The following is a 25,392-nucleotide window of genomic DNA, read 5'->3' on the forward strand; positions in this document are numbered from 1 at the left end:
CAATCTCATACCAAAATCCTAAGATTGCCACGCAGCCTACGGCTGCTCGCAATGACGGTTATTTATAAAATTAATCGCAATCTCAAGCCCCCGTCCATCTATTGAATGAGCAAGAGACGTTAATTTATGTCCGCTATGCTCTATATGCAGCTTAGATAAATAGTTTGAAGCATTATACATCTCGCTAACACCGACCACCTCATCTAATTCCCCATGAATCAAGCATATAGGAGTAAGCTTATTATTAACTTCCATAGGTGGAATTAATGCACCCGAAAAACCTATAGTACAGAAAAACGGCTCTTTTTGAACTAGTGTTAAATATAACCCTATCATCGTACCTTGAGAAAAGCCAATAATGATAGTATCTTTGTTGGTTAGATTTAACTCGTCCTGCTTTTGCTTTATTATATCTTCAACCTTAGAAATATTATTTGCAATTAGCTTTGCCATAATATGCGGGCCGCGGTCTTGCAAACTAAACCATTGTCTACCATAAGGCATCATATCATAAGCCTCGATACCATGCGGGGAAATAAAATGACAATTGGGTAAATAATTTTTGATATAAGGCACAAGTCCTATTAAATCATGTCCGTCCGAGCCGACACCGTGCAGTAATACTACTAGCTTCTTCGGCGGCTGCTCTTTACTTTCTACTTCGGGGTATTCTAAATATTTGCTCATGTTTTTATATGTTTATGTACTTAAAATATTAAGGTTGAGTAGTAGTATACGAAGGTCAATTTCAAAAAGAGCAAGGAGTCTGCAAGGCGAGGAGCGTATACTGAATACGTGAGCACCGCAGAACTTGCTAGACGACTACGCCAATTTTTGAAATTCACCGAGTATACGCTTTCAACATCTTCTCAAGTTCTCCACTTTGATATAACTCTCTAGCAATATCACACCCGCCGACTAATTCTCCGTTAATGTATAATTGTGGGAATGTCGGCCAGTCGCTAAATTTTTTTAAATCTTCACGTAATTCAGCATCAAAAAGTACATTAATATCACGAAATTCTACACCTAATTTATTCAAAATAGCTACTACGGTTCCTGAAAATCCGCATGCAGGCGACTTTTTAGTACCTTTCATGAACAATACTACTTTATTATTTTTTATTTCATTTTCTATAAATTTAAAATTTTTATTTTCTAGCATTTTAAGACTCAATAATTTATCTTCTAAAATACACTTTCTATAGCAATATATGCAAGCACAAATAGTTAATAAAATTTTTGAGATTTTTAGCAAGAATAATCCAAATCCGAAAACCGAATTAATATATAAGAATGATTTTACCTTATTAGTAGCGGTAATATTATCTGCTCAAGCCACCGATATATCAGTAAATTTAGCAACTAAATCTTTATTTGAAACTTATGATACACCAGAAAAAATTTTAGAACTCGGCGAAGAAGGACTTAAAAAATATATAAAATCTATCGGACTATTTAACAACAAAGCAAAAAATATTATCGCATTATGTAAAATATTGATAAGCAATTATCAAGCTTCAGTACCGAATGATTTTAAGGCATTAATTAAACTACCGGGCGTTGGCAGAAAAACTGCTAATGTTGTACTAAATTGCTTATTCGGCATGCCTACAATGGCAGTTGATACGCATGTCTTTAGATTAGCCAAAAGAATCGGGCTTGCTAAAGGCGGTACTCCTGAAATAGTAGAAAAAGAGCTACTGCAGATTATCGATAAAAAATGGCTAAAGCATGCCCATCACTGGCTAATTCTGCACGGCAGATATATATGCAAAGCTAAAAAACCCGATTGCGAAATCTGCCCTATTAAAGAGTATTGCGATTATTATTTTAACCTTAAATAAGAGTTATAGTAAATCTTATAAATTACCAATTATTTCTGAATAATCTTCATGTTCTATAGCATTAGGTTTAGGATCAAGTGTTGCTAATGTTTCTAAATGACAAGTAACGAACGGTGCACCTTTTACCTTGCCCCCTGAATAGATACAGATGTTTGCAAAACCAAGCGAATTCTCCTTCCATTTGTGCACTAGTTAATTCATGTAATATATTACAGTTTTTATCATAAAGACTAAATAAAGTTTTGTCATTATCCTCAATAAGTTTTATAGGGGTTTGTTTATTATCTAAATTTTCTTGCTGATGTCCTATATATATTTTATCTAAAACTCCTTTTTTCTCATATTCTTTAAAAATTATTTGTGTCATTTCCTTTACCGGTACAGTAATCATATATTCTTTTTTATTAGAATAAATATCTTTGGCATAGGCGGCAATAAAACTATGAAGTTTAACTGCAAGATTTTTATGTTTTATAATAAAAGGTTTTTCTTGATATATTGGAAGTCTTGCTATACCAGAATGCGAAATAAAGCTTGAATTTTGAGAAGTCAGCATGGTTATAAACATCTCTATAGATGAAGTATCACGCGAGTCATATTTTATTGGAAACAAAGGCTACATAATACATCGGTTAAGCCTTGATCATGATAATCTAAGCTAGCGGAAAAGGCATACTTCCCCTTATCAAAAATTTTTATCACCAGATCATTGCCTTGATAAGAACTTTGAAAGCTACTCTGCTTACCCAAAAAATCTTGCCAAGCAGACATATTCGCTCCGTTGACTTTTACCATATAAAAATGTAAATCATCTTCCTGTTTATAATGATGAATTTCTGAATTTACTTTTTGTATTTGTGTCTCTTGTAACTTTTTAAAAATACCCTGTAAATCAGAATATTGTTTATCTATTTTACTGAAATTATACTTAGAACCAAGCTGTAAAGCTCGCCCATATTGCATTTCGATTCCATCCGGGGTTTTAGCTTCTTTACACACAGCTTTTATAAATTGACTTAACTGTTCTTCATCTTTAGTAAAATTATTTTTTTAAATCTCTCTAAGAATTTTTTTAATAAAGCCTCTTTTCTGCGATCTGTCATATTAACATCAGTATGATTAGTAATATTTATGCCTGTTTTTAATCTTAAATTCAAAATATCTTCCATATATCTATAGAAGGTATAAATTTCTATAGTTTGGGGCTTAAAAGATGAATTATCATTTAATTGCAAAATAAAATCATTTACTTCTTTCCAATGTTCATAAGTTGATATATCAAGAGCGATAATTGTATCCTTTACTATATAAGGACTTTGCAGAAAATTAAAAATCTCTTGTAAGCTTATTCCCTCTAAATTTGTACAATCTAAGACACCGTCTTGCATAAAATATAGTGCTTCTTTCAATTGATCATTGATTTCTTTCATTTTATAAATACTTTTAAATATTAATTCTTAAAGAAATACTAAAAATTAATATTTTATCAACAAAATATCTTATGTGATTATAAAGATACGGCTAAGTGATGTGTACAAATACTTTAAATTTTAATATATTTTCAAGTTGACAATTTTTTACTTACTTCATAATATCTCAGCTCAATTTGATAAAGGTAAAATGTATGCGTTTAGCACTTATAACTTCTATATTAGTAGCTGTAGCTCTCTTAACAAGTGCTTGTAATACAATGCAAGGTGCAGGTCAAGATATGCAGGCAGCCGGTAAAAAACTTAAAGATTCGGCAGAAAGCAATAAGCCTCAAAAAGGTTGCGGCTGTCCTTACAGCTCAGCTAACTAAATATACTGTTTTTTATAATGGGTCGTCTGCCGATTCTTCATTTACTCGGAGTATATATCGCAAACGACTTTTTATTTTTCCGCCTTATCGATTTCCGCTTTTAGCTTTTCTATTTCTTCTTTTAAAAGTTTAGTATATTTAATTATTGTTTCTAGAGGCTCTTTATCAATTAGCATTTCTTTTGCTATTTCAATATTTCTTCTAGCTTCGCCTTCAGCTCTTCCTGCCTCTTTCATCTTTTTAAAAGCACTAGTTTCAATTCTAAGCCACTCTAAACGATTTTCATATTCCTCTCTTTCTGCATCATTTAAATTTATTACCTCAAGCACGGTTAATGCTTTTTTCAATACATCATTATCCAATTCTTTCGGTAAATTATCTTTATTTAATAAATCATTACGTGTTAAAAATGCTAGCCATATATCTAAAGCATTTTTAACTTTCTTGACGACATCAGATAACTCCTCCTTAGGATTCTTAGCAAATTTATTAAGCTCTATCGTATGTAACTCTATATCTTTAAAATATACTAAACCACTTTTTATTTCCTTTAACTGAAAAGAATTATGATATTCATCTGTATCTGTAATACTGGTAAAGTTAAGTATGTGTATCCCTATTGTTTTATTTAATGCCGCATAATCTGATCCCTCTTTCAGTTGCTCCGTATACATTTTTGCCCAGTAATACAAAGCTCTTTTATCGTAATCCGCTTCATCGGTTACTTGGATTTCGATATTATACCTTTTACTGCTTTCACTTTTGGCTTTTATATCAAGTATAGATAGTTTATCGGCTTTAAAATTCTTTGGATTATACGGATTTAAGTAATGTTACTTCTACAATCTGATCTTTCTCACTTACTATCGCATTAATAAGCGATATCAATAAATCTTTATTCTCTTCTACTCCAAAGATTTTTTTAAACGCTAAATCTACTCTAGGATTAACTTTTGACATATTATTATGTTACTGAATGTGATTTTCTCTTTATTTTAGCATATTCTGAGGTAAATATCTACTATAAATTTATATTAAATCTTTTGCTTATTCACTAATCTATATATCTCTTTTTTACTATAAACATCTTTGAATTTGTCATAAACAAGTTCGGTAGTAGTTTTGCTACTTAAGTTTTTACTTAAGCAAAGTTCTATAAATTTTTCTAAATTTTTGTGTTGGTTTTGTTCCTGTATATTTCCTGCAATCAACAATACTATCTCACCTTTTAAAATATTATTTTGATAGAACTTTATTATTTCATCTATATCCCCTGTTTTTATTTCTTGATACAGTTTAGTTAACTCACGAGCTACACATATTTCTCGGTTTCCTAATATTTCCTTAGCTACCGATAAAGTATTTATCAAACGAGGGGCCGTTTCAAAAAAAATCAAAGTAGCCTTAAGATTTACTAGTTCAGAAAAAATCTTTTTCTTACTTTCTATAGTTTTAGGTAAAAACCCGTGAAATAAAAATCGATCAGTAGGAAGAGCCGATAAAGTTAGAGCAGTAACCGGTGCAGATACTCCCGGTACTACGTCTATATAACAATTAAGATTGCGTATACCTCTAACTAACTTATAGCCGGGATCGGAAATTAAAGGAGTCCCTGCATCAGAAATTAAGCTTATTATATTGCCCGATCTTATTAAACTTATGATATTTTCTCTATCTTTCTCGTCACTATGATCATTATAAATTTGTAATTTTGTATGAATGTCATGTTTTGCTAGCAATTTTTGTGATATTCTAGTATCCTCGCATAAGATAATATCCGAATTTTTTAAAGTCGATATAGCACGAAGCGTTATATCTTCAAAATTACCGATCGGTGTTGAAACAATATATAATCCCGGTTTGGAAAGATATCTAATCATAGTTTTTTAATTTTTAAGTAACATTATGGCTAGTATAAAACATAAACTACGAATCGTTCTATTATTTTTTTGCTTTATATATTTAACGTCCTGTCAAACTCCTAAAGCAGAACCTATAAGTTTTCCTAAAAAAGAACAAACAGAAATTGAGATTGCAATTTTAATGCCAAATCAGGGTCCTGATAGTATTGTCGGGAAACAATATAAAGATTTAATTAAAATGGGACTTAACGACGGAACCAAATCTTACATACATGTTACTTCTTACGATGGTTCAGACGAAAAAAACGTTTTAGCCGCTATGGATAAAATAGTAGCACGTAAAACTAAGATTATTTTAGGTCCTTTATATTCTAACTTTACCTCTCTAATAGCAGAAAAAGCAAAGGCAAATGATATTATTATAATAACTATGTCAAATAATCCGGCTCTTGCAGAAGATAAATTATTTGTATTCGGTCATGCACCTTTAAAACAACTGATACGTATCATTAATTATTACGCAAGTAACGACCATAAAGATTTTATGGCATTATTACCTAAAGGGAAGCATTCGCAAACTATTAGTCAAGTAATGCAAAATATATTGATTCAGAACAATGCATCATTATCACGCACTGAATTTTATGAGGATAATCCTGAATCTATAGCAAAAGCCGCAAGAAATATTTCAGACAATACCGATATTATAAATGAACGTAGCGACACGACAAAACCGGTTATTTATCTATCAGATGATCCAAAAAATTTAAACCTACTCGCTGAGAGTATTCGTAAATATAATTTAGATAAAAAGGCTATTTTAATTGGTGATAATCGTATTGATATCGATTACCCTGAAAATATCGATATTAGCTTTACTGGCTCTTTAAATTTACTCAATAGCAACGTTCCGGATAGGGCAAAAGACTTAGGTATTAACCATATAGGCTTCATGCATCTTCTTTCTTATGATTTAGGACGTATGACTGCAAACTATATAGGCAATGAATTTGCATCTGAAAGGTTTTTAAATAGAATGAACAGTAGACAACCTTATATAGGTTTATCCGGTAATATTTATTTCATCGATGGAGTAGCTCAGAGACGATATGATATTATTAGGAAAGAGAATGGGATATATTCTACTGTTTCAGGAAATTAGGACGTTGTTGTATCTTAGTCACTCAGTGACCTGACCATGTGTTGTCCGAACGTTCAGGATGTCATTCCCGCGGAAGCGGGAATCCAGAGTAAAGCGAAATAAATCGAGCTTTTCAAAAAAGCTTTAAAGTACTGGATTCCCGCTTCCGCGGGAATGACATTGAGTAGGTTTTTCAAGCCATGCAACAAGGCTGGTCAAACCACGGGATGACAAAGGGACACTAAAGATTAATTATTTATTTTTATCATTATCACTACCGTCGTCTTTCATGCCGTCTTTAAAAGCTTTAAGACCTTTAGCAAGATCGGACATGACTTGCGGTAATTTGCCAGCACCGAATAATACAAAAATAATTAATAAAACTATTAATAAATGGCTAAAGCTCATTCCCATGATATTTTTGCTGTATAAGTTAAAATTTAATTATATAAGATATTATAGCTCTAATCTAGGATAAAATAATTAAAGAAATGTTTACTAAAAAACAATTTTCAGAATTTTTTGCTACTTTTTTTTATATCGGAAAAATAAAATACTGCCCAGGCACTTTTGGATCGATTGCTGCTTTCCCTCTAACTTATTTCTTAATATATTTTATTGTTAATAACAAAATAATCATTCCTTTCTTAAGTCTTACTCTCGGTGAAGCTCAACTTGTCAGTATATTTATTATAAGCTTTAGCCTATGTTTGATACTCTTAATACTCGGCACTTATTTTACTAAAATATATTTAAATTATACAAATTCAGAAGACCCTAAAGAAGTGGTCATTGATGAAGTAGTAGGGCAAATGCTAACTATTGTTTTAGTATTTTTTTCCGCTTTATTTGCTAATGAATCGTATTTAATTAAATATTTTAGTCCGCTAACAATAAATATTATATTACTTTTCGTATTACCTTTTTGTCTATTCCGATTTTTTGATATAGTAAAGCCCTGGCCTATTAATTGGTTGGACAAAAATATTAAGGGCAGTATCGGCGTTATGCTTGATGATTTGCTAGCCGCAATATTTGCTGCGGTAACTCAATACGCAATTATATTTGTGTTAATAGATATTCGACAATAGATTTGCTATAAAAAAAGATCATTGACTAATTTCTAATATAATAATATGATACGGTAAATATTTATAAATTTTTAAAGAGATAGTTTTCATGTTCGCAGTTATAAAAGCAGGTGGAAAACAATATAAAGTAGACAGAAATAGTATTATTAAAGTCGAAAAAATTGATGGAGAACTTGGCTCTAAAATTCAGTTTGATCAAATTTTAATGATTGGCGAATACTCAAAGCCTTCTTTTATTGGGACTCCAATAGTTAAAGGGGCTATCGTTACGGCTGAAATTACTAACCAACTTAAAGATAATAAAATTATAGTCTTTAAGAAAAAGCGTAGAAAAAATTATCGTCGTAAAGCCGGTCATCGTCAAGAATTGACAGAATTAAAAATATTAGATATTATCAAACAATAATAATAACTTAAAAGGAATTATAAAATGGCAACAAAAAAAGCCGGTGGTAGTTCTAGAAACGGAAGAGACTCGGCCGGTCGAAGGCTGGGAGTTAAAAAAGCCGATGGGCAATATGTAATACCCGGTAATATTATAGTTAGACAACGCGGCACAAAAATTCATCCTGGAACAAATGTAGGGCTTGGCAAAGATCATACAATATTTGCTTTGATAGAAGGTAGAGTAGAATTTTTAACTAAGCGAAATCATAAAATCGTGAATGTTAAAGAAATTGCCAGTGCTTAAGTATTGCGGTTTGATCTACTAGTGTTACGTGGAACGGAAAATGCTTTTTATGGCATTGTTGCGTTGATTGGTAAAATCCACTTGGTCACCCCGTGGCTTGACCACAGGGTCCGTAAAAACAATTTAAAGTACTAATATTATTAGTATTTTAAGCTGGATCCCGCGATCAAGTCGCGAGATGACAATTGAAAACCGTTCCACACAATAATGTCTGTAAGTGAGCTAGATGACAACAGACGGAAATTAATTATATAACATAATATTCTATTAGGCTTTCTTTACTTATGGCCTTAATAATTCAAAAGTTCGGTGGCACTTCCGTTGCAAATATTGATAGAATAAAAAAAATCGTTCCTATCATAAAAACCGAAATAGCTAAAAATAACCAAGTAATTGTAGTAGTTTCGGCTATGGCAGGTGTTACTAATCAACTTGTCACATTGTGTAATGAAGTATCAAGCCTTAACAACATTTCTCAATTTGCAGAATATGATGTAGCACTTTCTAGCGGTGAAATAGTCACTGCTTCATTACTAGCGCTCGCTCTTCAAGAAGAAGACATAAAGGCGCGATCATTTCTAGCTTGGCAATTACCGATGCTCACCGATAATAATCATAGTAAAGCTTTAGTAGAATCAATTACTACAGATTTACTAGAAAAATATTTACAGTTAAATACCGTTCCTATAATAGCCGGTTTTCAAGGAATTAACAAATCCAATAGATTAACTACTTTGGGCAGAGGAGGATCTGATACTACTGCCGCCTTAATCGCTGCAGCTATGAAAGCCGATAGATGTGATATTTATACCGATGTAGAGGGAATATTTACTACTGATCCAAGAATTATTCCCAATGCCAAGAAGATAAAAGAAATAGATTTTTTAGAAATGTTAGAACTAGCATCAAGTGGAGCAAAAGTACTACACCCTAGAGCCGGAGCGTTAGTAATGCGGTATAAAATAGATATGCGTGTGCTGTCAACATTTTCACCGGATACAGAAGGTACGTTAATCACTGCAAAGGATAAAAATATGGAGAATGGGATTATTAACAGCATTACTTCTAATAAAAATTTATTAAAAATATCTGTAAAGAGCATTTCTTTAAGTTTTTTGCAGGTTGCAAATATGATTACACAAAATAATAATCATATTGAGTTTATGCAAGAGATAAAAAATAATGAAGAATATAGTTTTATTACAAATTTAACCGATAAAAATAATTTACAAGCTTCACTGACTAATTTAAAAGATGATAAGCAGATACAAGATTTTACTTTTGATACCGAAATTGCTACAATCTCTCTTATTGGTTATGGGATTAAAAATGATTGTAAATTACTTGAAACGATATTATCAAAGTTAACGAACGATAATATAAATGTTCACATGATACAATTATCAGAAGTTAAAATTACCTTATTCATAAATGATCAAGATGCAGAAAAAACAATTTTTAATTTATATAATCTCTTAGATTCTGCATCTGAAATTTAATTTATAGTAAAAGAAGTGGAACAGACATGGCTCCTACTACAGAAAAATTTTATAATTTGTGACAAAAAAAGTTAAAATAGATTAATTTCAATTTCATATATAAGACCTAAATACTTAATTCAATAGTTTAAATTTATTATTTTCATTATAATTATCTTCTATTTACTATCTATTAGTTATATATTAATAAATAAGTCTAAGAGACTATCTATGAAGTTATTTTAACTCTCAATTTTTAGGAGTAAATTTTACAGGAAAAAATAATGAGCGAAGATATAAGGTCAAAAGAAAGATTTAATCAGATTAACGATATATCAGAAACAAATAAAGACGATCCAGAAGAAATTAGAAATAATTTTAAAAAATTTGTACTGAATATATTAGAAACAGACAATATAACCCCGTATAAGTTAAGTGAAAAAACAGGTACTCATGAAACAGCGTGGAAAAATTTTCTAGATGGTCGTACAAAAATGCCTGATATGGGAGCAATTGTTGCTCTTGCAGATTATAAAAATGTTCCACTAGATGAAGTAATAGGCAGAGATATAAATAAAGCAAAAAAGATAACGGTAGAAATAAAACAAACTCCGGAAATATCGGCATCTATAGCTAAACTACCAAAAGATATACTTCAAGAAGCCATGTTGATAGGAGAAAAAACTAGAGGATTTATTCATAAACCAACAAATAAAAAGACAAAATCTTTTGCTGAACAAGTTAAAAGCTCTAATAAACCGAAAGGAAGGTCTATCTAAATAAAAATATGTTTTTCAATATTGAGCCTAATATAAAACTTAAAACCTTACTTGATATTCTAAAATGGAAAATAACTTCAAAACGACCAAAATGGCCGACAGCACTGCCGCTTACTCCCACTGATATTCCACCACAAAAAATAACTAGAAGAAAAAATACACAGCTAAATCTCGATCGCTTCAGACAAGATGAATTTAAGGACGAGTCTGCACAGTGTACATTAGTACGTGACTACAGACGAGTTCCACGAAATTCATTAGTATCAAGCGATCGAGATGACGCTGTACGAGTAGCCTACGTAGAGCATGTAACCTTTTGAATTCAAATAGACGGTTTAAATATCTTAACCGATCCGGTATGGTCGGAGCAGGTTAGTCCTTTTACTTTTGCAGGACCAAAGAGAGTGGTAAAACCCGGTATTAATTTTACCGATTTACCTAAAATAAATGTTATATTAATAAGCCATAATCACTATGACCATTTAGACATCAGAACAATATAAGCCTAAGATTATTACACCGCTAATTAATGACGTAATAAATCAAAAAACATATTACCGATGCAGAAATTGTTACCTTATGGTGGGGAGAGTCATATAAAGAACAAGAAATACAGCTAAATTCAAAAAGTTTCCAAGAAGATGAAATTAAAGACGATGTAGAATTTTCTTTAGAACCGACACAGCATTGGTCGGCTAGAGGAATATTTGATAAAAATAAAGCATTATGGGGAACTTTGATCATTAAAACTAAGATAGGAGATATTTGTTTTATAGGTGATGCGGGTTATAACGATACTCTTTTTAAAGAGATCGGAAAAAAACATAATATTTTAATAAGCCTTATTCCGATAGAGGCTTATGAACCAAGATGGTTTATGAAACCGGTGCATATGCATCCTGAAGAAGCCATATTTACTCATTTGGACTTATGCGCTAAATATTTTACTATAGCTAGTCATTTTGACGTCTTGTAATTAGCTGATGAAGCATTTAATGCCGCTCCTTTGGAACTTCGACAAGCTATGAAAAAACATAATATTGATGAAAATAAGTTGATTATCCCTGAAATAGGTGAATTTTTCCTATTTGATAAAAACGATTTATAGTTTATGAACTTAAATTAAATGTGTTTTGTCTATCCATACTATATGTTTTACTGGATCCCGTGAATAAATCACGGGATGACAGAGAGGAATAATAAACCACACCAACCACCCCTGAACGACACAAAATTCAGTTTATAATGGAGATAAAAGCATATTTATTACTGAATGAAAATTGCCCATTTCTGATTTATCACGAGAAGAGAAAATAGAGCTACTAAATGGTTGTGCTTGGGGCATTTTGCATTAGTCCATAATATTCTACCACTTTTTGCTTCTACTACTCCTATAGACATAAATATATTATCTGCATTACTTACTGAACAACCCAAAGCACTCATTAAAAAGTCACGTGTACGAGCTCCATTAGTCTTTATTATTTGCACATAATTAAGTAATACAAATATATCGGCTCCTGTTTTTTCTCCTAACATTATAACAGGTTCACCTATATTTTGAGTCATTGAGAAAGCTTTTTCTTCAGATCATAATAAAGGCGTATATAAAGCAGTATAAGTATTATTATAGGAGCTACGGAAACGAGATACTAAATCATCAAGCTTTTGTGTTCTAATATCTTTGTTGTGCAATAGCTTAACTCTTAAACCATTCTTCTGCATTGCTAAAGAAATTTCTTGCTTCAACAATTCTTCCAAATGATCTTCATAGTTATATTTACGTTCTTTACAATTACCAATATCTAAAGTATATACTTCCGTTTGCATCGGTAAAACTAATATTTCCTTGTATACATAAGATAATAAAAATTATAGATTTGTGAAAAATTTTATGCATAACATTTAAAGTTAAAAAAAATACAAATAAAGATACTTACATTCATTATTTTCGTCAAGATTTATTTTTTACCTATTGCGGTTAAATAATATGGTCATAGAATAAGCAAGTACGGCAAACATGCAAAGATATAAAATCGGGAATAGGTTAAAATCAAATGATTTTATTACCTTTGCACAAATATAATTAGCAGTACCGGACATTAACATTGAACCGATATTATGTCCTAAACTTATAACACGATAGCGTTCTTTAACTACAAAAGACTTAATAACTATACTATGAGCAAGAGCATTAAAAGGTGCAACTGATGCAGCTAACATTAAACTAGCTGCAAGCCCTAAATTAGTCATTTGATATTTTACTGCTATCACAAAAAATACACTTGCTGTAATAGTACATATAAATGCGATTTTTAATACTGAATTAACTCCTAAGCGATCAGCAATAAAACCGGCAATCGGCATGCAAACAGCAAAACATATTACTATTAAGACCGAAAAAGCACTCATAATAATAACGACTGAAGGTAATACGATCGGTAAATATTGCTTCATAAAGATGATCGCAATTTGATATGTTGCTCCAAAACCTCCAGCTAAAAATATTAACCGTGCAATATTTTTCCATTGCTTTTTAATTATAGCGCTAAGTTTTTCAATAGCATCTTGGCTATAGTGTGCTTTTTTAAACTCCGGTGTTTCATCAAATTTCCGGCGATAATAAAGAGTTATTAATGCAAGTGGTAAACTTAGTAAAAACGGAATACGCCAACCCCACTCCGGCAAAATATGAGAATTAAAGAAATTAGTTGCACCGATTCCGCATAATAAACCTATTACTCCTGTACATCTAGTTATTGCCGAGGCAGTAAATCGGTATTTTGCTCCTAAATGTTCAATAACATAAATCGCTGCACCGTCATATTCCCCTCCAATAAAAATACCTTGCATGAAGCGACATAAAACTAAAATTATTGTACTCCAAATTCCTATCGAGGAATAATCAGGCAATAAACCTATTATTAAGGTAGGGATTACAATACCGATAATCGTAAAACTTAAGGCTTTTTTTCGACCGTATATATCCCCTATACGTCCAAAAATATAAGCACCCATAGGCTTTGATAAATATGCTGCTGCATAAACGGCAAAAACATTTACAAGCTTTGTTAATAGATCAGTATTGGCTGAAAAGAATTTATCAGCGATAATTGCCGCTGAAAAACCATATAAACTATAATCGTAATATTCAATAATAGTGCCTAAAAAAGCACCAAGAACTTTATTGCGTGATTTTGTTTGTTTCATTTTAAAGGTATACTGTGAGTAAACGAAAAGTAGGTAGACTAATTTGGAAAAGAGCAAGGCGTCTTGAAGCTGATAACCGCAGCGTATATACTAGTACGTGAGGATTATCAGCAAAAGACAACATAGCCAATTTTTCAAATTAAACGAGTATACATGACCGCTTTGGCCGTTACTTAAAATCCTTCAAAGACCTTTATGTAAAGGTGGACTTCATATATCTAAACTGAATTAGTATTAGACAGGGACGATGTCCTAAAAGTTAGTGGTAGTCCTAAGTTAATATTAAGCTCACGAACCAAGCAGCCAAGAGCTAATATATCACTTTCCCATTTTACGTGCAAGGTTTTCTAGGTAACCTGCTATAGTAGTTAAGGTTTCTGCGAATTTTTCTTCGTCTGGATGATTTTTTTGAAGACCGTTTTTATTAAGTTTTTCTGTTAGACTAGCTATTTCAGCTTGCGCATTAAGTGATGCCATAACTAATAATAGCTCAAAAGAGGCTGTGGGACTACCAAGTTTAATTTCCGCTATTTTATCATTCAATTTATTCGCTAAAGATAGTAATTCTTCCTCATCTCCATTATTACAATATAATTGAAAACTCTTGTTATTTAATGTTACCGTAACAATTGACATAATTATTTTTGCTGTTTTTTTATTTCTTCCAGTTCATTAATATAAATGTTAATTTGATCTAGCATTGTTATATAATTATCTTTTAATACTTTATTTTCGTTTTGTAATTTTTGAACTTCATTTTGATTATTTACAAGCATACTCAACAAATCATCGAGTTTATGTTCTACTTCTTCCATTAATTTCTTTAGACTGCTTACATAACTTGCTTCTAAAGGTAATTTGTACGTCGATCCTGTACTCGCATCCTCACGTACGTCTATGTACACTGCGGTGCCGCGTTCCGTGTCTCCTTCAAATGCCTCTTTATTAGCTTCGTTCTGTAAGCAGTCTAATATTTCATTATTCATTTTCGTTTAAGCGTTAATTATGAATGGATGACTTACAATAATAATTGATAACATTATAATAGATATAAGTACTAATTGTTTTTTATGTTTATAATTTATTAATACCGTAACTCTTTTATTATTTAATAATTTTTCGGTTTCGTTCTGTTTAGTAGCTTCTATCTGCTCTGCATTTCTATCTTTTACATTAAGATAATCCAAGTATAATTTTAAGTAACCTCTTACGTATACTTCTCCCGGTAAAACATCAAAATCACCCTCTTCTAAAGCCACTAAATATTTTTTTCTAATTTTTAAATCACTAGATACCTGATTTAAAGTTTTACCTAAATCTAACCTAATTTGCCTAAGCATTGACGACATAATTTACTCAAGTTTTTGTAAGAATATTTCAAATTTCTTGTTTGCTAAAATAATTATATTTAAGTCTATAGTTTCTTGAGCTTTAATTTCTTTAATAAAATCAAGCAAATTTCTAACTAAGTTATTATTATTATCAATCCATAAATCTAAATCAATAGTTGTTTTAGATTTATTAATTATTTTTATTAATAATCTACGTTGTTTGTCATATAAATCATCTTTTAGCGATTGAATACCTAAGCGACGCCAAAATGAATCGTTCAATTGCCTATCACAAGCTTTACGTAACCAATCAAGACTAAACATATCACTTATAACAAAATAAGCTTTTGCTATCTCTTTATTATTCCCTGAAGTCTGTTTTGTTACATATATAATGTCAAATACTGAAATTAAATTGTCAAATGTAGCGATAGTAGCAGCCAATGATTCCTCTACCCCGCTAGTGGTATAATAATTTAATTTTTCTTCAAATCTTATTTTAGTTTCTCCAACTAATAAAGTATCTACCGTTTTTCTTAAGTTTTGTGCAGGAACTCTAAACTCTTCTATAGTTTCACTAATATTAATAGGATGTTTTAAATTTTTAATAAACCACGAAATACCTCGACGCATTAATTTCGTTATTTCGGTAAACATGTCGATTTTTACATTGTAATCAATATTAGTAGGTAGCTTACTTATCGTTTCCCATATATCATCAAGATCAAAAATTTCACAAATAATGGTATATGACCTTATTATATCACAAAGAGGAGCCCCAATCTCACGCTTTACAATACTAATAAGCGGTCCTCCAAGCTGATTCATTATTTTATTTATAGTAACGGTTTTAATAATCTCATGTTTAAGTGGATGAGATAAAATTTCATTACGAAACTTTTTTTGCATCATTTCAGGAAAATAATCTATAAGATATGCATCAAAATATTTATCATGGGAAAAAGTAGAATTAATTAACTCATGATAAGCAGATCTCTTACTATATGATAGCAATATGCAAAGCTCAGGACGAGTTAATACTTCACCGCTAATAGCTCTGCTATTCAATTCTTCTGCACTAGGCAAGAATTCATTTTCCCGCTCTAATACTTTTTCTTCTTCTAAAATATCTATAAATTGACTAAGTATATTAACAGTTAAAGTAGGAGATAGTTGCATAATTGTTATTGCTTCGGTTTGCTTATAATTATCAAGTAATACTAACTCTTCAACTTGCCTTGTCATATCGTTTAGAAGTTTATTACGTTCTTCTAAAGTAATTTTGCCTGAGGTTATCGCACTACTTAAAGCAATCTTAATATTTACCTCATGATCGGAGCAATCAACACCTGCTGAATTATCAATAAAGTCAGCATTTATGCGCCCGCCTTTTTTAGCATATTCAACTCTACCTCTCTGTGATACCCCAACATTACCGCCTTCTGCTATAACTTTTGCTCTAATTTCTTCACCGTCACATCTAAGATTATCATTTGCTTTATCACCGATTTCTAAATTATTTTCCGTTTTAGCTTTGATATAAGTGCCTATTCCGCCATTCCACAATAAATCAACATCTGCTTTTAAAATAGCTTTAATTAATTCTTCCGGTGATAATTCATTATCATTTATATCAAGTAATTTTTTAATTTCTGGCGATAATTTTATTAATTTACTACTGCGTTCAAATACTTTGCCTCCTTTAGAAATAAGCTTAGAATCATAATCAGACCAATTAGAACCCTTTAAATTAAATAAACGCAAACGCTCATTAAAACTTGATAAAGGATCAGGAGTAGGATCAATAAATATATGTTTATGATTAAAGGCAGCAACTAACTTAATAGCCTCTGATCTGAGCATACCGTTACCGAACACATCTCCCGACATATCTCCTATACCTACGACGGTAATAGGGTCTTTTTGGACATCTAACCCTAAAGTTTTAAAGTGATTAGTTACGGAAATCCAAGCTCCTTTGGAAGTAATAGCCATTTTTTTATGATCGTAACCTGCAGAACCACCGGAAGCAAAAGCATCATCAAGCCAGTAATTATATTCTCTTGCCACACTATTAGCATAATCCGAAAATGAGGCTGTACCTTTATCGGCAGCAACCACTAAATAAGGATCTTCTTTATCATAAATAATAACGTCTTTTGGATGTACTACTTTACCGTCAATGATATTATCAGTTATGTCTAATAAACCTCTCAGGAAATTCTTATAGCATTCTACCACTTTTTCCATATATTCATCACGAGTAAGCCCTTCCTCAGTAAAATGAACATAAAAGCCGCCTTTAGAACCGACAGGGACAATAACGGAATTCTTAGTCATTTGTGCTTTCATAAGCCCAAGGACCTCAAGCCTATAATCTTCTGCTCTATCCGACCATCTAAGCCCTCCGCGTGATACGGGACCGCCTCTTAAATGAACAGCTTCAAAATTTCTAGAATAAACAAATGCTTCAGCAAACGGAACAGGTTTAGGTAAATCCGGTACTTTTGAAGAATCAAACTTAAATGAAAAAATATGTTTATGTGGTTGATAGTAATTTGTTCTAGTAATAGCATTAACTATACCAAGCATATTACGTAGTACTTTATCTTCACTACTCATCTCAACGGTTACTAAGTAATTATTTAGTTTATCTTTAATTACATCACAATTATTATCCGAATGTTTAGGATTAAATTTTATATCAAATAGATTTACCAACATTTTTGTATATTCGGGATGTTTAAGTAACGTTAACTGTACATAGCCTTTACCGTAACTAAATCCCGTTTGATGTAAATATCTTGTTAAAGCTTTGACGAGTTTAACTTGCTTCCAATTAAAACCGGCAAGCACTATCAATTTACTTAAAGAATCATTAGCAAGCATCCCAAGTGCCATTTTGTCTAAAGCTTCTTCAACATTTATTTTTAATTCGGTAATATTATCCTTTACAGGTACAATAGAAGTTAAGATAAAATTATATATCCAGCTTTCTTTGATTTCGCGAGCCTCCTTAATTGCAAAAGTTTGTTCATCAATTGCTTTAAAACCTAAATTTTCTATTGGCGGCAATATGTTAGAAAGTGCAAGTTTTACTTTTGGACTATATATTTTTAAGTAAAATTCCGTTTCATTTACAGAAACTAGATTAAACATACATTTTTGTGACTTACTTGCTTCCGTTAGATATTCAATATCTACTAAAGCTATTTCCGGAGAAAATTTTTGCCGATAATCTGCCGAAAAAACATTATCAAAAAGTTTTAAATTAATACCTGCTTGATATTCGCCAAATTTTTTAGAAAACTTAAAATAAAAATCTTCACTCCAACGTGTAGAGATACGATCTAAATCTTGCTGTATTATTTCTGCTTCAAAATTTATTTTATGTTCCCCTTGTGCTTCAAGCGTTACAAAAAGATAAGAAAAATTACCGGCTACTTCGGTGATATAGTTGGATAAAATTTTACTACCGAATTTTTCTGCTAAATAACAATCTATCATATTATGCATTTCAGCCGTTAAACGTTCTCGTGGCAGAAAAATTATGATATTAAGAAAAGAACTAGACCAATCATATTGAATAAATAATTTAAGCTTCTTACTCATCATACTTGAGAGCATATGTAAACACATACAATATAAATCGCCTTGATCAATTTGTATTAAAGCTTCTCTCGGTAACGACTCCATTAAAATTCTTAACTTATCGGCATTATAACCAGATAATGCAAAACCGGCTTTCTCAATTACAAAATTAAATTTTTGTCGTAGGATTGGAATATTACTTATTGAATGGTAATACATATTTGAATTATATATACCGAAAATTATACTTCCCGAAATATATTCACCCGAAGAGTCAAATTTTTTCACTAAGATATAGTCGATTAAATTATCTGAATGGATAAGCGACGCACTATTTATTTTACCGAGTATTATTAATTGATTTTGATATAAAGGATTAGCAGAACATTTTATAATATCATCAATCTCGTCTTTTACTTCTTGCCATATTTTTGCTGCTCCTATTTCATTGCTTAATTTTAAAGATTTTACTTCAAAATCAAGAGTCCCTAATAAAACCAAATTATCGTTTTGTAACCAATTTAAGAATTCTTTAGCCTCTTTAAAATGTAATTTATAATTATCAATTATATTTTTAGATAAATCTTGTAATTTTGTGAGTAATTGCGGTAAATGGCTATAGCTTTGCTCTAACTTTTCTAATCTTTCATTTATAGCCTCAGTTAAAAATGTAGTAGTTTTATCGTCAAAATTTCCTAAAATGGTTAAATGTAGTATTGATTCTGATTTTTCATCCGACACAGAATTTTCTAATATTTTTTCTAATTCTCCTTTACTATTTCGGACACAGTTTATTACCGGATGGAGTAAAAACTTAGTTTGCAAATTCATGTTTTTAAGCAGACATATGATAAAATCAACAATATGCGGCTTATTATCAAGTAATATCAAGACATTTATTGCCGGATCATTTTCGATAACTACCTTTGTTATTGCTATTTTTCTTGCTCTTGCTATCCTGTGCTTAAAAAACTTAAAGGCTTCATCTGCAAAATTTTGGAATAATTTTGCTCTATTCTCAAAATCATAATCTATCGGAATATAATTTAAAAACTTTTGAACAAAATCTATATATATGGCACTTGACTCACGTTCCTTGCTATGTTCTAGAATTTTAGTTTTATAATTCGGGATTTGACAATTTAAACGGCTAAAGTTTAAAGAGGTTGTTTTTGGGGTCATGATTTTCTTAAGTAATAATAATATGATTATTTCTGTTGTTATTATATTATATAAAATAACTTAAGCAAGAGGCATAGAAAATAAGTGGAAACGATATTTGCACAAAGCTCTGCATTCGGTAAAGCAGGCGTAGCAGTTTTTAGGATTTCTGGTCCTAAAAGTTTAGAAGTTTTACAGCTACTTACCGGTAGAAAGGACTTTAAATCGAGATTAATGTATTATCAACAAATTACAGTCCCTGAAACTAAGGAGCTAATCGATAATGTTATGGTTGTTTATTTTAAGTCACCTGGTAGCTTTACCGGGGAAGACGTAGTTGAAATTCACACGCATGGCAGTAAAGCTATATCTATAATGCTGACAAATGCATTATTAAATATAGCTGGTATTCGTTTGGCAGAAGCAGGAGAGTTTACCAAAAGAGCTTTTTTAAATAACAAATTTGATTTAACAGCAGCAGAGGGGATAGCCGATTTAATTAATGCCGAAACTATAATGCAGCATAAGCAAGCAATTAGACAAGCAAGCGGCAAACTTGAAGCATTATATAATAATTGGCGTAGTCAGCTTTTAAAAATTATCTCTCTGCTTGAAGCTTATATAGATTTCCCGGATGAAGATATACCTGATACCGTCCTTAATGAAGTTACTAATACTCATACAATTCTTGTAAATACAATATCGGAATATCTTAATGATAACAGAAAAGGAGAATTACTACGAAGTGGTCTTAAGCTTGCAATTATCGGTCCGCCAAACGTTGGTAAGTCTAGCTTACTAAACTTCTTAATGCAGAGAGATATAGCGATTGTCTCAAATATTGCAGGAACTACTAGAGATATAATTGAGGGACATTTAGACATTGGCGGCTATCCTATTATTTTACAGGATACAGCAGGTATAAGAGAAGAAAGTAGTGACATTATCGAGCAGGAAGGTATAAAACGAGCTATAAATTCAGCTAAAACAGCAGATATTAAAATTATAATGTTTGATGCCGAAAAATTAGACTCCTCTATAAATGAAGATATTATTAATTTAATTGATGAAAATACTATCACAATAATTAATAAAATTGATTTAATCGAAGCTAGTAAAATCTTTTCTATTGAAAATAAATATAAATGCTTAAGAGTTTCAGTAAAAAATAATATTGCTCTTTCAAGTATATTAAAAAATATTGAAAACATTGCCGAAAACATGGCAGGATTTACCGAAACTCCTTATATAACAAATCAGCGTCATCGTAACTATTTACAACAAGCTCTCTCACATTTAACGGCTTTTAGCTTAGATAATGATTTAGTTCTAGCAACTGAAGATATTAGAATGACAGCACGCTGCATCGGTGCAATTACGGGTGTTATCAACGTAGAAGAAATACTAGGCGAGATCTTTAAAAATTTCTGCATAGGTAAGTAATATTGTATAGCACGTTCTATGTCATCCCCGCAAGGTATCATTGCATGGACACCAAATCATCATTGCGAGCGACTGTAAGGAGCGTGGCAACCTCATGAAACAGTAGATTTCTTGCATAAACTCCTTCTAAAGATAATTTGTACGTCAACCCGGTACTCGCATCCGTTTCCTGTAAATTCCTTTTATAAGATAGGTTATGCAAGAAGTCTAGTACAAAATGATTGCCACGTCGAGGCTTTATCTCTCATCGCAATGACGAAAAAACGAAACATTACAGCATAACAATCATTTTTCTCAAATCTTTCCATATATTAATTTATTTTAACTTTATCTTGACAAAAACATTAACATACTTTAGAAACCACGTTTTATTAATTAAAGAAGTAACATTATGGTATCTATATTAAATATAAATTTTAAATGTGTTATGCCTATATTTAGCAATGAAATAGTAAGCCGTTTACCGGGTAATATAAGCCACATCATTCATAAATTAAGCAATACTATATTTTCATCAGTATATAGTACTGTTGAAGGAGCTTTTAAAAAAGGTTATATAGTGGATCATACACAGTGTAATTGGAAAAACATTGAACAATCTTTCAATGAGTCCCCAAATGATTTTTCAATACTACACCAAGAGTGCAACAATGGTTTAAATATTCCAATAAATAATATTTTTATCGATGCTGAAAATAATCCTCATATACTTTTACAACAAACCGTAACACCTAATCAAAACGGTACGGTTAGTATTCTTAGTCAACTTTATAAAGTAACGAATGATTATATATTCTCTCAAGGCAATATTACCGAAACTAGCGGAGCTGATTTCTTAGGTTTAAACGAATGCACTAAAGAAGAAGCTATGAGTGCTTTACAAAACTATAACGCTTATAAAGAAACTTTAATCCCTCGTGAATCGTTTATAAATACTCTTAAAAATACTCTAAATCACTTAGGTCTTTCTTTAGATAATGTCTCTCCTACAGAAATAGGTAAAGATATTTTAGATCAACTCGGTAAAGCTTACACTGACCCTACTACAGAAAGACCTAACGATGATACAAATGACGGTGGATATAGCGGTGTTTATATAGCTGGAGTAGCATTAGGAACATTAGCTGTAGGTACGATCTTAGGGTATTGCATTAAATATGGATGGGATTGGTATAAGGGAAGAAATATAAAAAATGAAACTTTAGATTTAGTAATGAAGAATAAAGAATTAAAATTTGTAGAACTACTACATGAAAATTTTAAGAAGAATGCAGTTATATTCGATGAAGTTATAAAAATAAATAATTTACATGATATTATAAAACTAGCAAAATCTATTAAGGAATATGAATTCTCAATACTACCACTAACTAATTTAAATAATGAAATTGTAAAATTAAATTCCCCATCCGCTATAGCAATAAACTTAGATTCTTCAAGCGGAATATTGCATGAAATATGTAAGAGTCTTGGCGGTGATGATAGTTTTCAGACTATCAACAACTTTGCACGCTTAATAACAATTATACGAACAGCAAATCCCAAGTCTGAAGAATATAAAGAAAGCATTATAGAAATATTTGAGATATTTAACCATAATTACACAGATATTGACTATCCAAATTGCGAAATACCGTTATTAGCCGATGTATCATCACCATATAACTCCTTAGGTATAGAAGTATAGAACGTTGTTAGTACCATAACAAACCATAATTTACTTTTTGAAAATTATATATAAAATGATGCTTAGAGTAGCAAAGTGCTATTTCGGGGTGTCGAAACCTCTGCCAAAAGTGAGAACCTTTCTTACACAACTGATGCAATCCTCGACTTCACGGTCGGGGTTATAATAGTTATGTCCAAGGTTTAAAGCTTAAGCTTAGAACCTAAAGGCTATTATGGCTATCGTTGATGGTTTTCTTACTCTCCCAACCACCAAGAGTTTATTTCTCTTCGGTGGTTGAAACCTGAGTAGTTTAAGTTTAATCAATCGGGAACAAATATGTCTGACCACAATACTAAAACCATCTCAAGACTCATCATAGAATTTATTTTAAATGAAAATAAAAAAACCTAAGAGCCAAGATAGCAGATTTACTAGAAAGACCTATAACAAAAAGCGATATCGAAAGAATAGAACAACGCTTAGCAGGATTAGAAAAAATATTTAGTAATGATTTATAGCCTTGAAAATATCATCATCTCATTTTATTAACTACCTACTATAAAAATAAGCACTAAGATCATTATTAACCATTATGGTAAATAGTAAATAGTACAAAAATAGCAAAAGACGGTAAGGTTTCTATACCAGTTTCATCATATTAATGTAGAGAGGTAGATGCTTTAAAAGGAGGAAGAACATACATAATCACACCCGCCAATATTAGCATGATTATTCCTAGAATAATACCTACTATATTAAATGCATTTATAAAAGTAATATTAACCTCTTTAATTAATTCGTGAGCACATGAAGGTGGTAGTTGTTGAGCAATAATTATTCCTTCACCGATTGAGTCATGAACTATTTCTGCCATTGATACAGAAACACCGTGAGGAATTACTAGATTGTTACTATATATAAAAGATGTAATACTCACAATAACAGCTATACCTAATACATTACCTAATTCATATGCTGTTTCTTGTAATGCTGCTGCACCTCCGGATCTCTCTGCCGGTACTGCATTCATCATAACTGTTACGGTGTAGAGAGGCATAGACTACTGCCTATACCAAGCAATCCAAGATATATAATATAGTATTCGATAATAAATCTCTATAGTCTCATATACTAGGTAAAATCAATGATATAGTAGTAAAAGCCCACTAAACATTATTACACGTGCGATAAATCGTGTGAGTAAATATGGCATAACTAAAGATGCAATTAAAGCAAAAACTGCTGCAGGCAACATATAAATACCTGCATACAAAGGACTTAACCCTTTGATAAACTGTAACCATAAGGACATAAGATACATTATGGATCCTAAGACACACGTAATCAGCAAATAAACTATTACTCCTATAATAAAATTGCTAATTAAGAATAAACGCATATCCACTAACGGATCATCACTTTTAAGTTGGTGTAAGGAAATATTATTAGTAACACAATGCCAATTAATAGCATTCCGCCGGATGCTAGATTCATAATACAGTATTTAGCCAACATCTTAATGCCTTGAACTAAAGCTGTCATCCCAAAAAACGATTGAAATACTCCTATCCAATCCCATGGGTTCATTACTAGGATCAGATGATTCAGGAATCCAAACTATACCAAAAGCAATAATTACTAATGCAATAGGTGCATTTATAAAAAATGCAAATTGCCAACTTAAAAGCTCAACCAATACTCCTCCTAGTACTGGTCCTATAGCTGTTCCTACGGTTGCCATTATTCCCCACACGGATATTGCGATCATACGTTCATGTGTATTATAAAGTGGAAGGCATCATCACTAATCCTCCTAACCCAAGTAAAGCACGACATAGTACTAATCCCCATGAGCTATCAAATACATAAACTAACATTGAAGCGATGGAAAAAACTAAAAACCCCCAAAGTAATAATCTTTTACGACCAAATCTATCTACTAATGCACCTGCGGTAATGAGAAGACCTGATAATACTAATGCATATGTATTGATTATCCATAATTGTTGTAAATTAGATGGTTTTAAATCAAGGATTATAGTAGGCATAACAGCATGCAAGACTGTAGCATCCATCGATACCAAAAGTAAGCAAATGCTTAAAATAATTAAAATATGCCATCTAAATTTATAAGATATAGATGATGAATTATCTTTAGCGATATATTCAGTTTGCGGAAATTGTGATACCATATGTAATAAGTTATTTAATAAGGGTTTTACTAAATCTATCTTTTTCGAGAACTATGGGACTGTTAACAAGTAATTTAATTAGCTTTAAAATTTATTTTGTTAATA

31 protein-coding genes, 1 other RNA gene and 1 pseudogene are annotated in these 25,392 nt (G+C 31.3%); 13 read left to right on the forward strand and 20 right to left on the reverse strand.

The window, feature by feature from the left end:
* Window positions 1-36: 36 nt before the first annotated feature.
* Window positions 37-687 (reverse strand): alpha/beta hydrolase family protein, encoded by a 651-nt coding sequence (locus RJP_RS05880; protein ID WP_014121062.1) that lies wholly within the window; start codon window positions 685-687, stop codon window positions 37-39.
* A gap of 154 nt (window positions 688-841) precedes the next feature.
* Window positions 842-1,165, reverse strand: coding sequence for a Grx4 family monothiol glutaredoxin (gene grxD, locus RJP_RS05885; RefSeq protein ID WP_024704355.1), 324 nt, complete (start codon window positions 1,163-1,165; stop codon window positions 842-844).
* A 49-nt stretch (window positions 1,166-1,214) separates the two neighbouring features.
* On the opposite strand from grxD, the gene nth reads away from it, so the two are divergent.
* Entirely contained in the window at window positions 1,215-1,847 is a 633-nt protein-coding gene (nth, locus tag RJP_RS05890) for an endonuclease III (protein WP_014121064.1), read from the forward strand.
* Window positions 1,848-1,920: 73 nt separating this feature from the next.
* On the opposite strand, the gene RJP_RS05895 is transcribed toward nth, so the two are convergent.
* Genes RJP_RS05895 through RJP_RS09895 form a run of 3 tightly spaced genes read right to left on the reverse strand, consistent with a single transcriptional unit; the run spans window position 1,921 to window position 3,277 of the window.
* The gene (locus tag RJP_RS05895; protein WP_024704356.1) at window positions 1,921-2,460 is read right to left on the reverse strand and encodes a hypothetical protein; all 540 of its coding nucleotides are present in this window, start codon (window positions 2,458-2,460) and stop codon (window positions 1,921-1,923) included.
* The gene (locus RJP_RS10805) at window positions 2,448-2,846 is read right to left on the reverse strand and encodes a hypothetical protein (protein ID WP_225981265.1); all 399 of its coding nucleotides are present in this window, start codon (window positions 2,844-2,846) and stop codon (window positions 2,448-2,450) included. Before RJP_RS10805 ends, RJP_RS05895 begins: the two co-directional genes overlap by 13 nt.
* 17 nt (window positions 2,847-2,863) lie before the next feature.
* Window positions 2,864-3,277, reverse strand: a complete 414-nt coding sequence (locus RJP_RS09895) for a hypothetical protein (protein WP_014121065.1) — start codon at window positions 3,275-3,277, stop codon at window positions 2,864-2,866.
* A 194-nt stretch (window positions 3,278-3,471) separates the two neighbouring features.
* Here RJP_RS09895 and RJP_RS05910 point away from each other — a divergent pair, with 194 nt between their 5' ends.
* Window positions 3,472-3,648: an entericidin A/B family lipoprotein gene (locus RJP_RS05910; RefSeq protein WP_024704359.1), complete on the forward strand. Its 177-nt coding sequence runs from the start codon at window positions 3,472-3,474 to the stop codon at window positions 3,646-3,648.
* A gap of 71 nt (window positions 3,649-3,719) precedes the next feature.
* Here the strand turns inward: RJP_RS05910 and RJP_RS05915 are convergent, their stop codons facing one another.
* From RJP_RS05915 to rsmI, 3 genes are all read right to left on the reverse strand, one after another.
* Window positions 3,720-4,430 (reverse strand): Rpn family recombination-promoting nuclease/putative transposase, encoded by a 711-nt coding sequence (locus RJP_RS05915; protein ID WP_081497941.1) that lies wholly within the window; start codon window positions 4,428-4,430, stop codon window positions 3,720-3,722.
* A 31-nt stretch (window positions 4,431-4,461) separates the two neighbouring features.
* Window positions 4,462-4,608 carry a PD-(D/E)XK nuclease family transposase gene (locus RJP_RS09210; protein WP_109559318.1) on the reverse strand — a complete coding sequence of 49 codons (147 nt, stop codon included), beginning with the start codon at window positions 4,606-4,608 and terminating at the stop codon, window positions 4,462-4,464.
* Window positions 4,609-4,682: 74 nt separating this feature from the next.
* Entirely contained in the window at window positions 4,683-5,528 is an 846-nt protein-coding gene (gene rsmI / locus RJP_RS05925) for a 16S rRNA (cytidine(1402)-2'-O)-methyltransferase (RefSeq protein WP_014121068.1), read from the reverse strand.
* Between the two features lie 25 nt (window positions 5,529-5,553).
* Here rsmI and RJP_RS05930 point away from each other — a divergent pair, with 25 nt between their 5' ends.
* Window positions 5,554-6,672 carry a penicillin-binding protein activator gene (locus RJP_RS05930; RefSeq protein ID WP_014121069.1) on the forward strand — a complete coding sequence of 373 codons (1,119 nt, stop codon included), beginning with the start codon at window positions 5,554-5,556 and terminating at the stop codon, window positions 6,670-6,672.
* A gap of 231 nt (window positions 6,673-6,903) precedes the next feature.
* On the opposite strand, the gene tatA is transcribed toward RJP_RS05930, so the two are convergent.
* A complete protein-coding gene (gene tatA / locus RJP_RS05935; RefSeq protein ID WP_004997483.1) occupies window positions 6,904-7,065 on the reverse strand; it encodes a twin-arginine translocase TatA in 162 nt (53 codons plus the stop codon).
* Between the two features lie 77 nt (window positions 7,066-7,142).
* On the opposite strand from tatA, the gene RJP_RS05940 reads away from it, so the two are divergent.
* The 8 genes and pseudogenes from RJP_RS05940 (at window position 7,143) to RJP_RS11135 (ending at window position 11,666) form a co-directional block, all read left to right on the forward strand.
* Window positions 7,143-7,742, forward strand: a complete 600-nt coding sequence (locus RJP_RS05940; protein ID WP_014121070.1) for a phosphatidylglycerophosphatase A family protein — start codon at window positions 7,143-7,145, stop codon at window positions 7,740-7,742.
* 88 nt (window positions 7,743-7,830) lie between these two features.
* On the forward strand, window positions 7,831-8,148 hold the full coding sequence (rplU, locus tag RJP_RS05945; protein WP_014014759.1) for a 50S ribosomal protein L21: 318 nt from the start codon (window positions 7,831-7,833) through the stop codon (window positions 8,146-8,148).
* Between the two features lie 24 nt (window positions 8,149-8,172).
* On the forward strand, window positions 8,173-8,433 hold the full coding sequence (gene rpmA, locus RJP_RS05950) for a 50S ribosomal protein L27 (protein ID WP_011271503.1): 261 nt from the start codon (window positions 8,173-8,175) through the stop codon (window positions 8,431-8,433).
* A gap of 284 nt (window positions 8,434-8,717) precedes the next feature.
* Window positions 8,718-9,932, forward strand: coding sequence for an aspartate kinase (locus tag RJP_RS05955; protein ID WP_014121071.1), 1,215 nt, complete (start codon window positions 8,718-8,720; stop codon window positions 9,930-9,932).
* A 263-nt stretch (window positions 9,933-10,195) separates the two neighbouring features.
* Window positions 10,196-10,690 carry a hypothetical protein gene (locus tag RJP_RS05960; RefSeq protein ID WP_014121072.1) on the forward strand — a complete coding sequence of 165 codons (495 nt, stop codon included), beginning with the start codon at window positions 10,196-10,198 and terminating at the stop codon, window positions 10,688-10,690.
* A gap of 8 nt (window positions 10,691-10,698) precedes the next feature.
* Entirely contained in the window at window positions 10,699-11,010 is a 312-nt protein-coding gene (locus RJP_RS09985) for a palindromic element RPE3 domain-containing protein (protein ID WP_014121073.1), read from the forward strand.
* A gap of 21 nt (window positions 11,011-11,031) precedes the next feature.
* Window positions 11,032-11,324: pseudogene (locus RJP_RS11485) on the forward strand (MBL fold metallo-hydrolase); the annotation flags it as partial.
* 69 nt (window positions 11,325-11,393) lie between these two features.
* Window positions 11,394-11,666: an MBL fold metallo-hydrolase gene (locus RJP_RS11135; protein WP_269446268.1), complete on the forward strand. Its 273-nt coding sequence runs from the start codon at window positions 11,394-11,396 to the stop codon at window positions 11,664-11,666.
* Window positions 11,667-11,956: 290 nt separating this feature from the next.
* Here the strand turns inward: RJP_RS11135 and RJP_RS05975 are convergent, their stop codons facing one another.
* From RJP_RS05975 to RJP_RS06005, 8 genes are all read right to left on the reverse strand, one after another.
* Complete coding sequence (locus RJP_RS05975; RefSeq protein ID WP_014121075.1) at window positions 11,957-12,259, reverse strand: hypothetical protein; 303 nt, start codon at window positions 12,257-12,259, stop codon at window positions 11,957-11,959.
* 21 nt (window positions 12,260-12,280) lie between these two features.
* Window positions 12,281-12,520: a hypothetical protein gene (locus tag RJP_RS05980; protein WP_024704360.1), complete on the reverse strand. Its 240-nt coding sequence runs from the start codon at window positions 12,518-12,520 to the stop codon at window positions 12,281-12,283.
* A gap of 138 nt (window positions 12,521-12,658) precedes the next feature.
* The gene (locus tag RJP_RS05985) at window positions 12,659-13,900 is read right to left on the reverse strand and encodes an MFS transporter (protein WP_024704361.1); all 1,242 of its coding nucleotides are present in this window, start codon (window positions 13,898-13,900) and stop codon (window positions 12,659-12,661) included.
* Between the two features lie 150 nt (window positions 13,901-14,050).
* Window positions 14,051-14,209: non-coding RNA, 6S RNA (gene ssrS, locus RJP_RS07190), on the reverse strand.
* A gap of 9 nt (window positions 14,210-14,218) precedes the next feature.
* A complete protein-coding gene (locus RJP_RS05990) occupies window positions 14,219-14,536 on the reverse strand; it encodes a cell division protein ZapA (RefSeq protein WP_004997454.1) in 318 nt (105 codons plus the stop codon).
* 2 nt (window positions 14,537-14,538) lie between these two features.
* A complete protein-coding gene (locus tag RJP_RS05995) occupies window positions 14,539-14,886 on the reverse strand; it encodes a palindromic element RPE1 domain-containing protein (protein WP_014121077.1) in 348 nt (115 codons plus the stop codon).
* A 6-nt stretch (window positions 14,887-14,892) separates the two neighbouring features.
* Complete coding sequence (locus tag RJP_RS06000; protein WP_014121078.1) at window positions 14,893-15,249, reverse strand: helix-turn-helix domain-containing protein; 357 nt, start codon at window positions 15,247-15,249, stop codon at window positions 14,893-14,895.
* Window positions 15,250-15,252: 3 nt separating this feature from the next.
* Window positions 15,253-20,004, reverse strand: a complete 4,752-nt coding sequence (locus RJP_RS06005) for an NAD-glutamate dehydrogenase (protein ID WP_014121079.1) — start codon at window positions 20,002-20,004, stop codon at window positions 15,253-15,255.
* An 84-nt stretch (window positions 20,005-20,088) separates the two neighbouring features.
* Between RJP_RS06005 and mnmE the strand changes: the two genes are divergently transcribed.
* Window positions 20,089-21,426 (forward strand): tRNA uridine-5-carboxymethylaminomethyl(34) synthesis GTPase MnmE, encoded by a 1,338-nt coding sequence (gene mnmE, locus RJP_RS06010; protein WP_014014769.1) that lies wholly within the window; start codon window positions 20,089-20,091, stop codon window positions 21,424-21,426.
* A 391-nt stretch (window positions 21,427-21,817) separates the two neighbouring features.
* The gene (locus RJP_RS06015) at window positions 21,818-23,113 is read left to right on the forward strand and encodes a DUF5460 family protein (protein WP_014121080.1); all 1,296 of its coding nucleotides are present in this window, start codon (window positions 21,818-21,820) and stop codon (window positions 23,111-23,113) included.
* Window positions 23,114-23,753: 640 nt separating this feature from the next.
* Here the strand turns inward: RJP_RS06015 and RJP_RS10815 are convergent.
* The 3 genes from RJP_RS10815 to RJP_RS11145 all read right to left on the reverse strand — a co-directional run bounded on the left by RJP_RS10815 (window position 23,754) and on the right by RJP_RS11145 (window position 25,287).
* Window positions 23,754-24,152, reverse strand: a complete 399-nt coding sequence (locus tag RJP_RS10815; protein ID WP_225981266.1) for an MFS transporter — start codon at window positions 24,150-24,152, stop codon at window positions 23,754-23,756.
* A 459-nt stretch (window positions 24,153-24,611) separates the two neighbouring features.
* Window positions 24,612-24,836 carry an MFS transporter gene (locus tag RJP_RS11140; protein ID WP_024704363.1) on the reverse strand — a complete coding sequence of 75 codons (225 nt, stop codon included), beginning with the start codon at window positions 24,834-24,836 and terminating at the stop codon, window positions 24,612-24,614.
* A gap of 40 nt (window positions 24,837-24,876) precedes the next feature.
* Complete coding sequence (locus RJP_RS11145) at window positions 24,877-25,287, reverse strand: MFS transporter (protein WP_024704364.1); 411 nt, start codon at window positions 25,285-25,287, stop codon at window positions 24,877-24,879.
* Window positions 25,288-25,392: the final 105 nt, after the last annotated feature.

The organism is Rickettsia japonica YH, assembly GCF_000283595.1.
In the GTDB taxonomy this organism is placed as follows: Bacteria; Pseudomonadota; Alphaproteobacteria; order Rickettsiales; family Rickettsiaceae; genus Rickettsia; species Rickettsia rickettsii.

Coding starts and splice junctions, on each gene's coding strand:
- RJP_RS05980 (WP_024704360.1), bottom strand. CDS start 12,520: ATGCAAACGGAAGTATATACTTTAGATATTGGTAATTGTAAAGAACGT.
- RJP_RS05910 (WP_024704359.1), top strand. CDS start 3,472: ATGCGTTTAGCACTTATAACTTCTATATTAGTAGCTGTAGCTCTCTTA.
- RJP_RS10815 (WP_225981266.1), bottom strand. CDS start 24,152: ATGCCTCTCTACACCGTAACAGTTATGATGAATGCAGTACCGGCAGAG.
- grxD (WP_024704355.1), bottom strand. CDS start 1,165: ATGCTAGAAAATAAAAATTTTAAATTTATAGAAAATGAAATAAAAAAT.
- RJP_RS09210 (WP_109559318.1), bottom strand. CDS start 4,608: ATGTCAAAAGTTAATCCTAGAGTAGATTTAGCGTTTAAAAAAATCTTT.
- RJP_RS11145 (WP_024704364.1), bottom strand. CDS start 25,287: ATGGTATCACAATTTCCGCAAACTGAATATATCGCTAAAGATAATTCA.
- RJP_RS11140 (WP_024704363.1), bottom strand. CDS start 24,836: ATGGCAACCGTAGGAACAGCTATAGGACCAGTACTAGGAGGAGTATTG.
- RJP_RS06005 (WP_014121079.1), bottom strand. CDS start 20,004: ATGACCCCAAAAACAACCTCTTTAAACTTTAGCCGTTTAAATTGTCAA.
- rpmA (WP_011271503.1), top strand. CDS start 8,173: ATGGCAACAAAAAAAGCCGGTGGTAGTTCTAGAAACGGAAGAGACTCG.
- RJP_RS05940 (WP_014121070.1), top strand. CDS start 7,143: ATGTTTACTAAAAAACAATTTTCAGAATTTTTTGCTACTTTTTTTTAT.
- nth (WP_014121064.1), top strand. CDS start 1,215: ATGCAAGCACAAATAGTTAATAAAATTTTTGAGATTTTTAGCAAGAAT.
- RJP_RS05930 (WP_014121069.1), top strand. CDS start 5,554: ATGGCTAGTATAAAACATAAACTACGAATCGTTCTATTATTTTTTTGC.
- RJP_RS05960 (WP_014121072.1), top strand. CDS start 10,196: ATGAGCGAAGATATAAGGTCAAAAGAAAGATTTAATCAGATTAACGAT.
- RJP_RS05880 (WP_014121062.1), bottom strand. CDS start 687: ATGAGCAAATATTTAGAATACCCCGAAGTAGAAAGTAAAGAGCAGCCG.
- RJP_RS05975 (WP_014121075.1), bottom strand. CDS start 12,259: ATGACTCAAAATATAGGTGAACCTGTTATAATGTTAGGAGAAAAAACA.
- RJP_RS05985 (WP_024704361.1), bottom strand. CDS start 13,900: ATGAAACAAACAAAATCACGCAATAAAGTTCTTGGTGCTTTTTTAGGC.
- RJP_RS05995 (WP_014121077.1), bottom strand. CDS start 14,886: ATGAATAATGAAATATTAGACTGCTTACAGAACGAAGCTAATAAAGAG.
- RJP_RS06000 (WP_014121078.1), bottom strand. CDS start 15,249: ATGTCGTCAATGCTTAGGCAAATTAGGTTAGATTTAGGTAAAACTTTA.
- RJP_RS05990 (WP_004997454.1), bottom strand. CDS start 14,536: ATGTCAATTGTTACGGTAACATTAAATAACAAGAGTTTTCAATTATAT.
- RJP_RS09985 (WP_014121073.1), top strand. CDS start 10,699: ATGTTTTTCAATATTGAGCCTAATATAAAACTTAAAACCTTACTTGAT.
- RJP_RS09895 (WP_014121065.1), bottom strand. CDS start 3,277: ATGAAAGAAATCAATGATCAATTGAAAGAAGCACTATATTTTATGCAA.
- tatA (WP_004997483.1), bottom strand. CDS start 7,065: ATGGGAATGAGCTTTAGCCATTTATTAATAGTTTTATTAATTATTTTT.
- rplU (WP_014014759.1), top strand. CDS start 7,831: ATGTTCGCAGTTATAAAAGCAGGTGGAAAACAATATAAAGTAGACAGA.
- RJP_RS06015 (WP_014121080.1), top strand. CDS start 21,818: ATGGTATCTATATTAAATATAAATTTTAAATGTGTTATGCCTATATTT.
- rsmI (WP_014121068.1), bottom strand. CDS start 5,528: ATGATTAGATATCTTTCCAAACCGGGATTATATATTGTTTCAACACCG.
- RJP_RS05955 (WP_014121071.1), top strand. CDS start 8,718: ATGGCCTTAATAATTCAAAAGTTCGGTGGCACTTCCGTTGCAAATATT.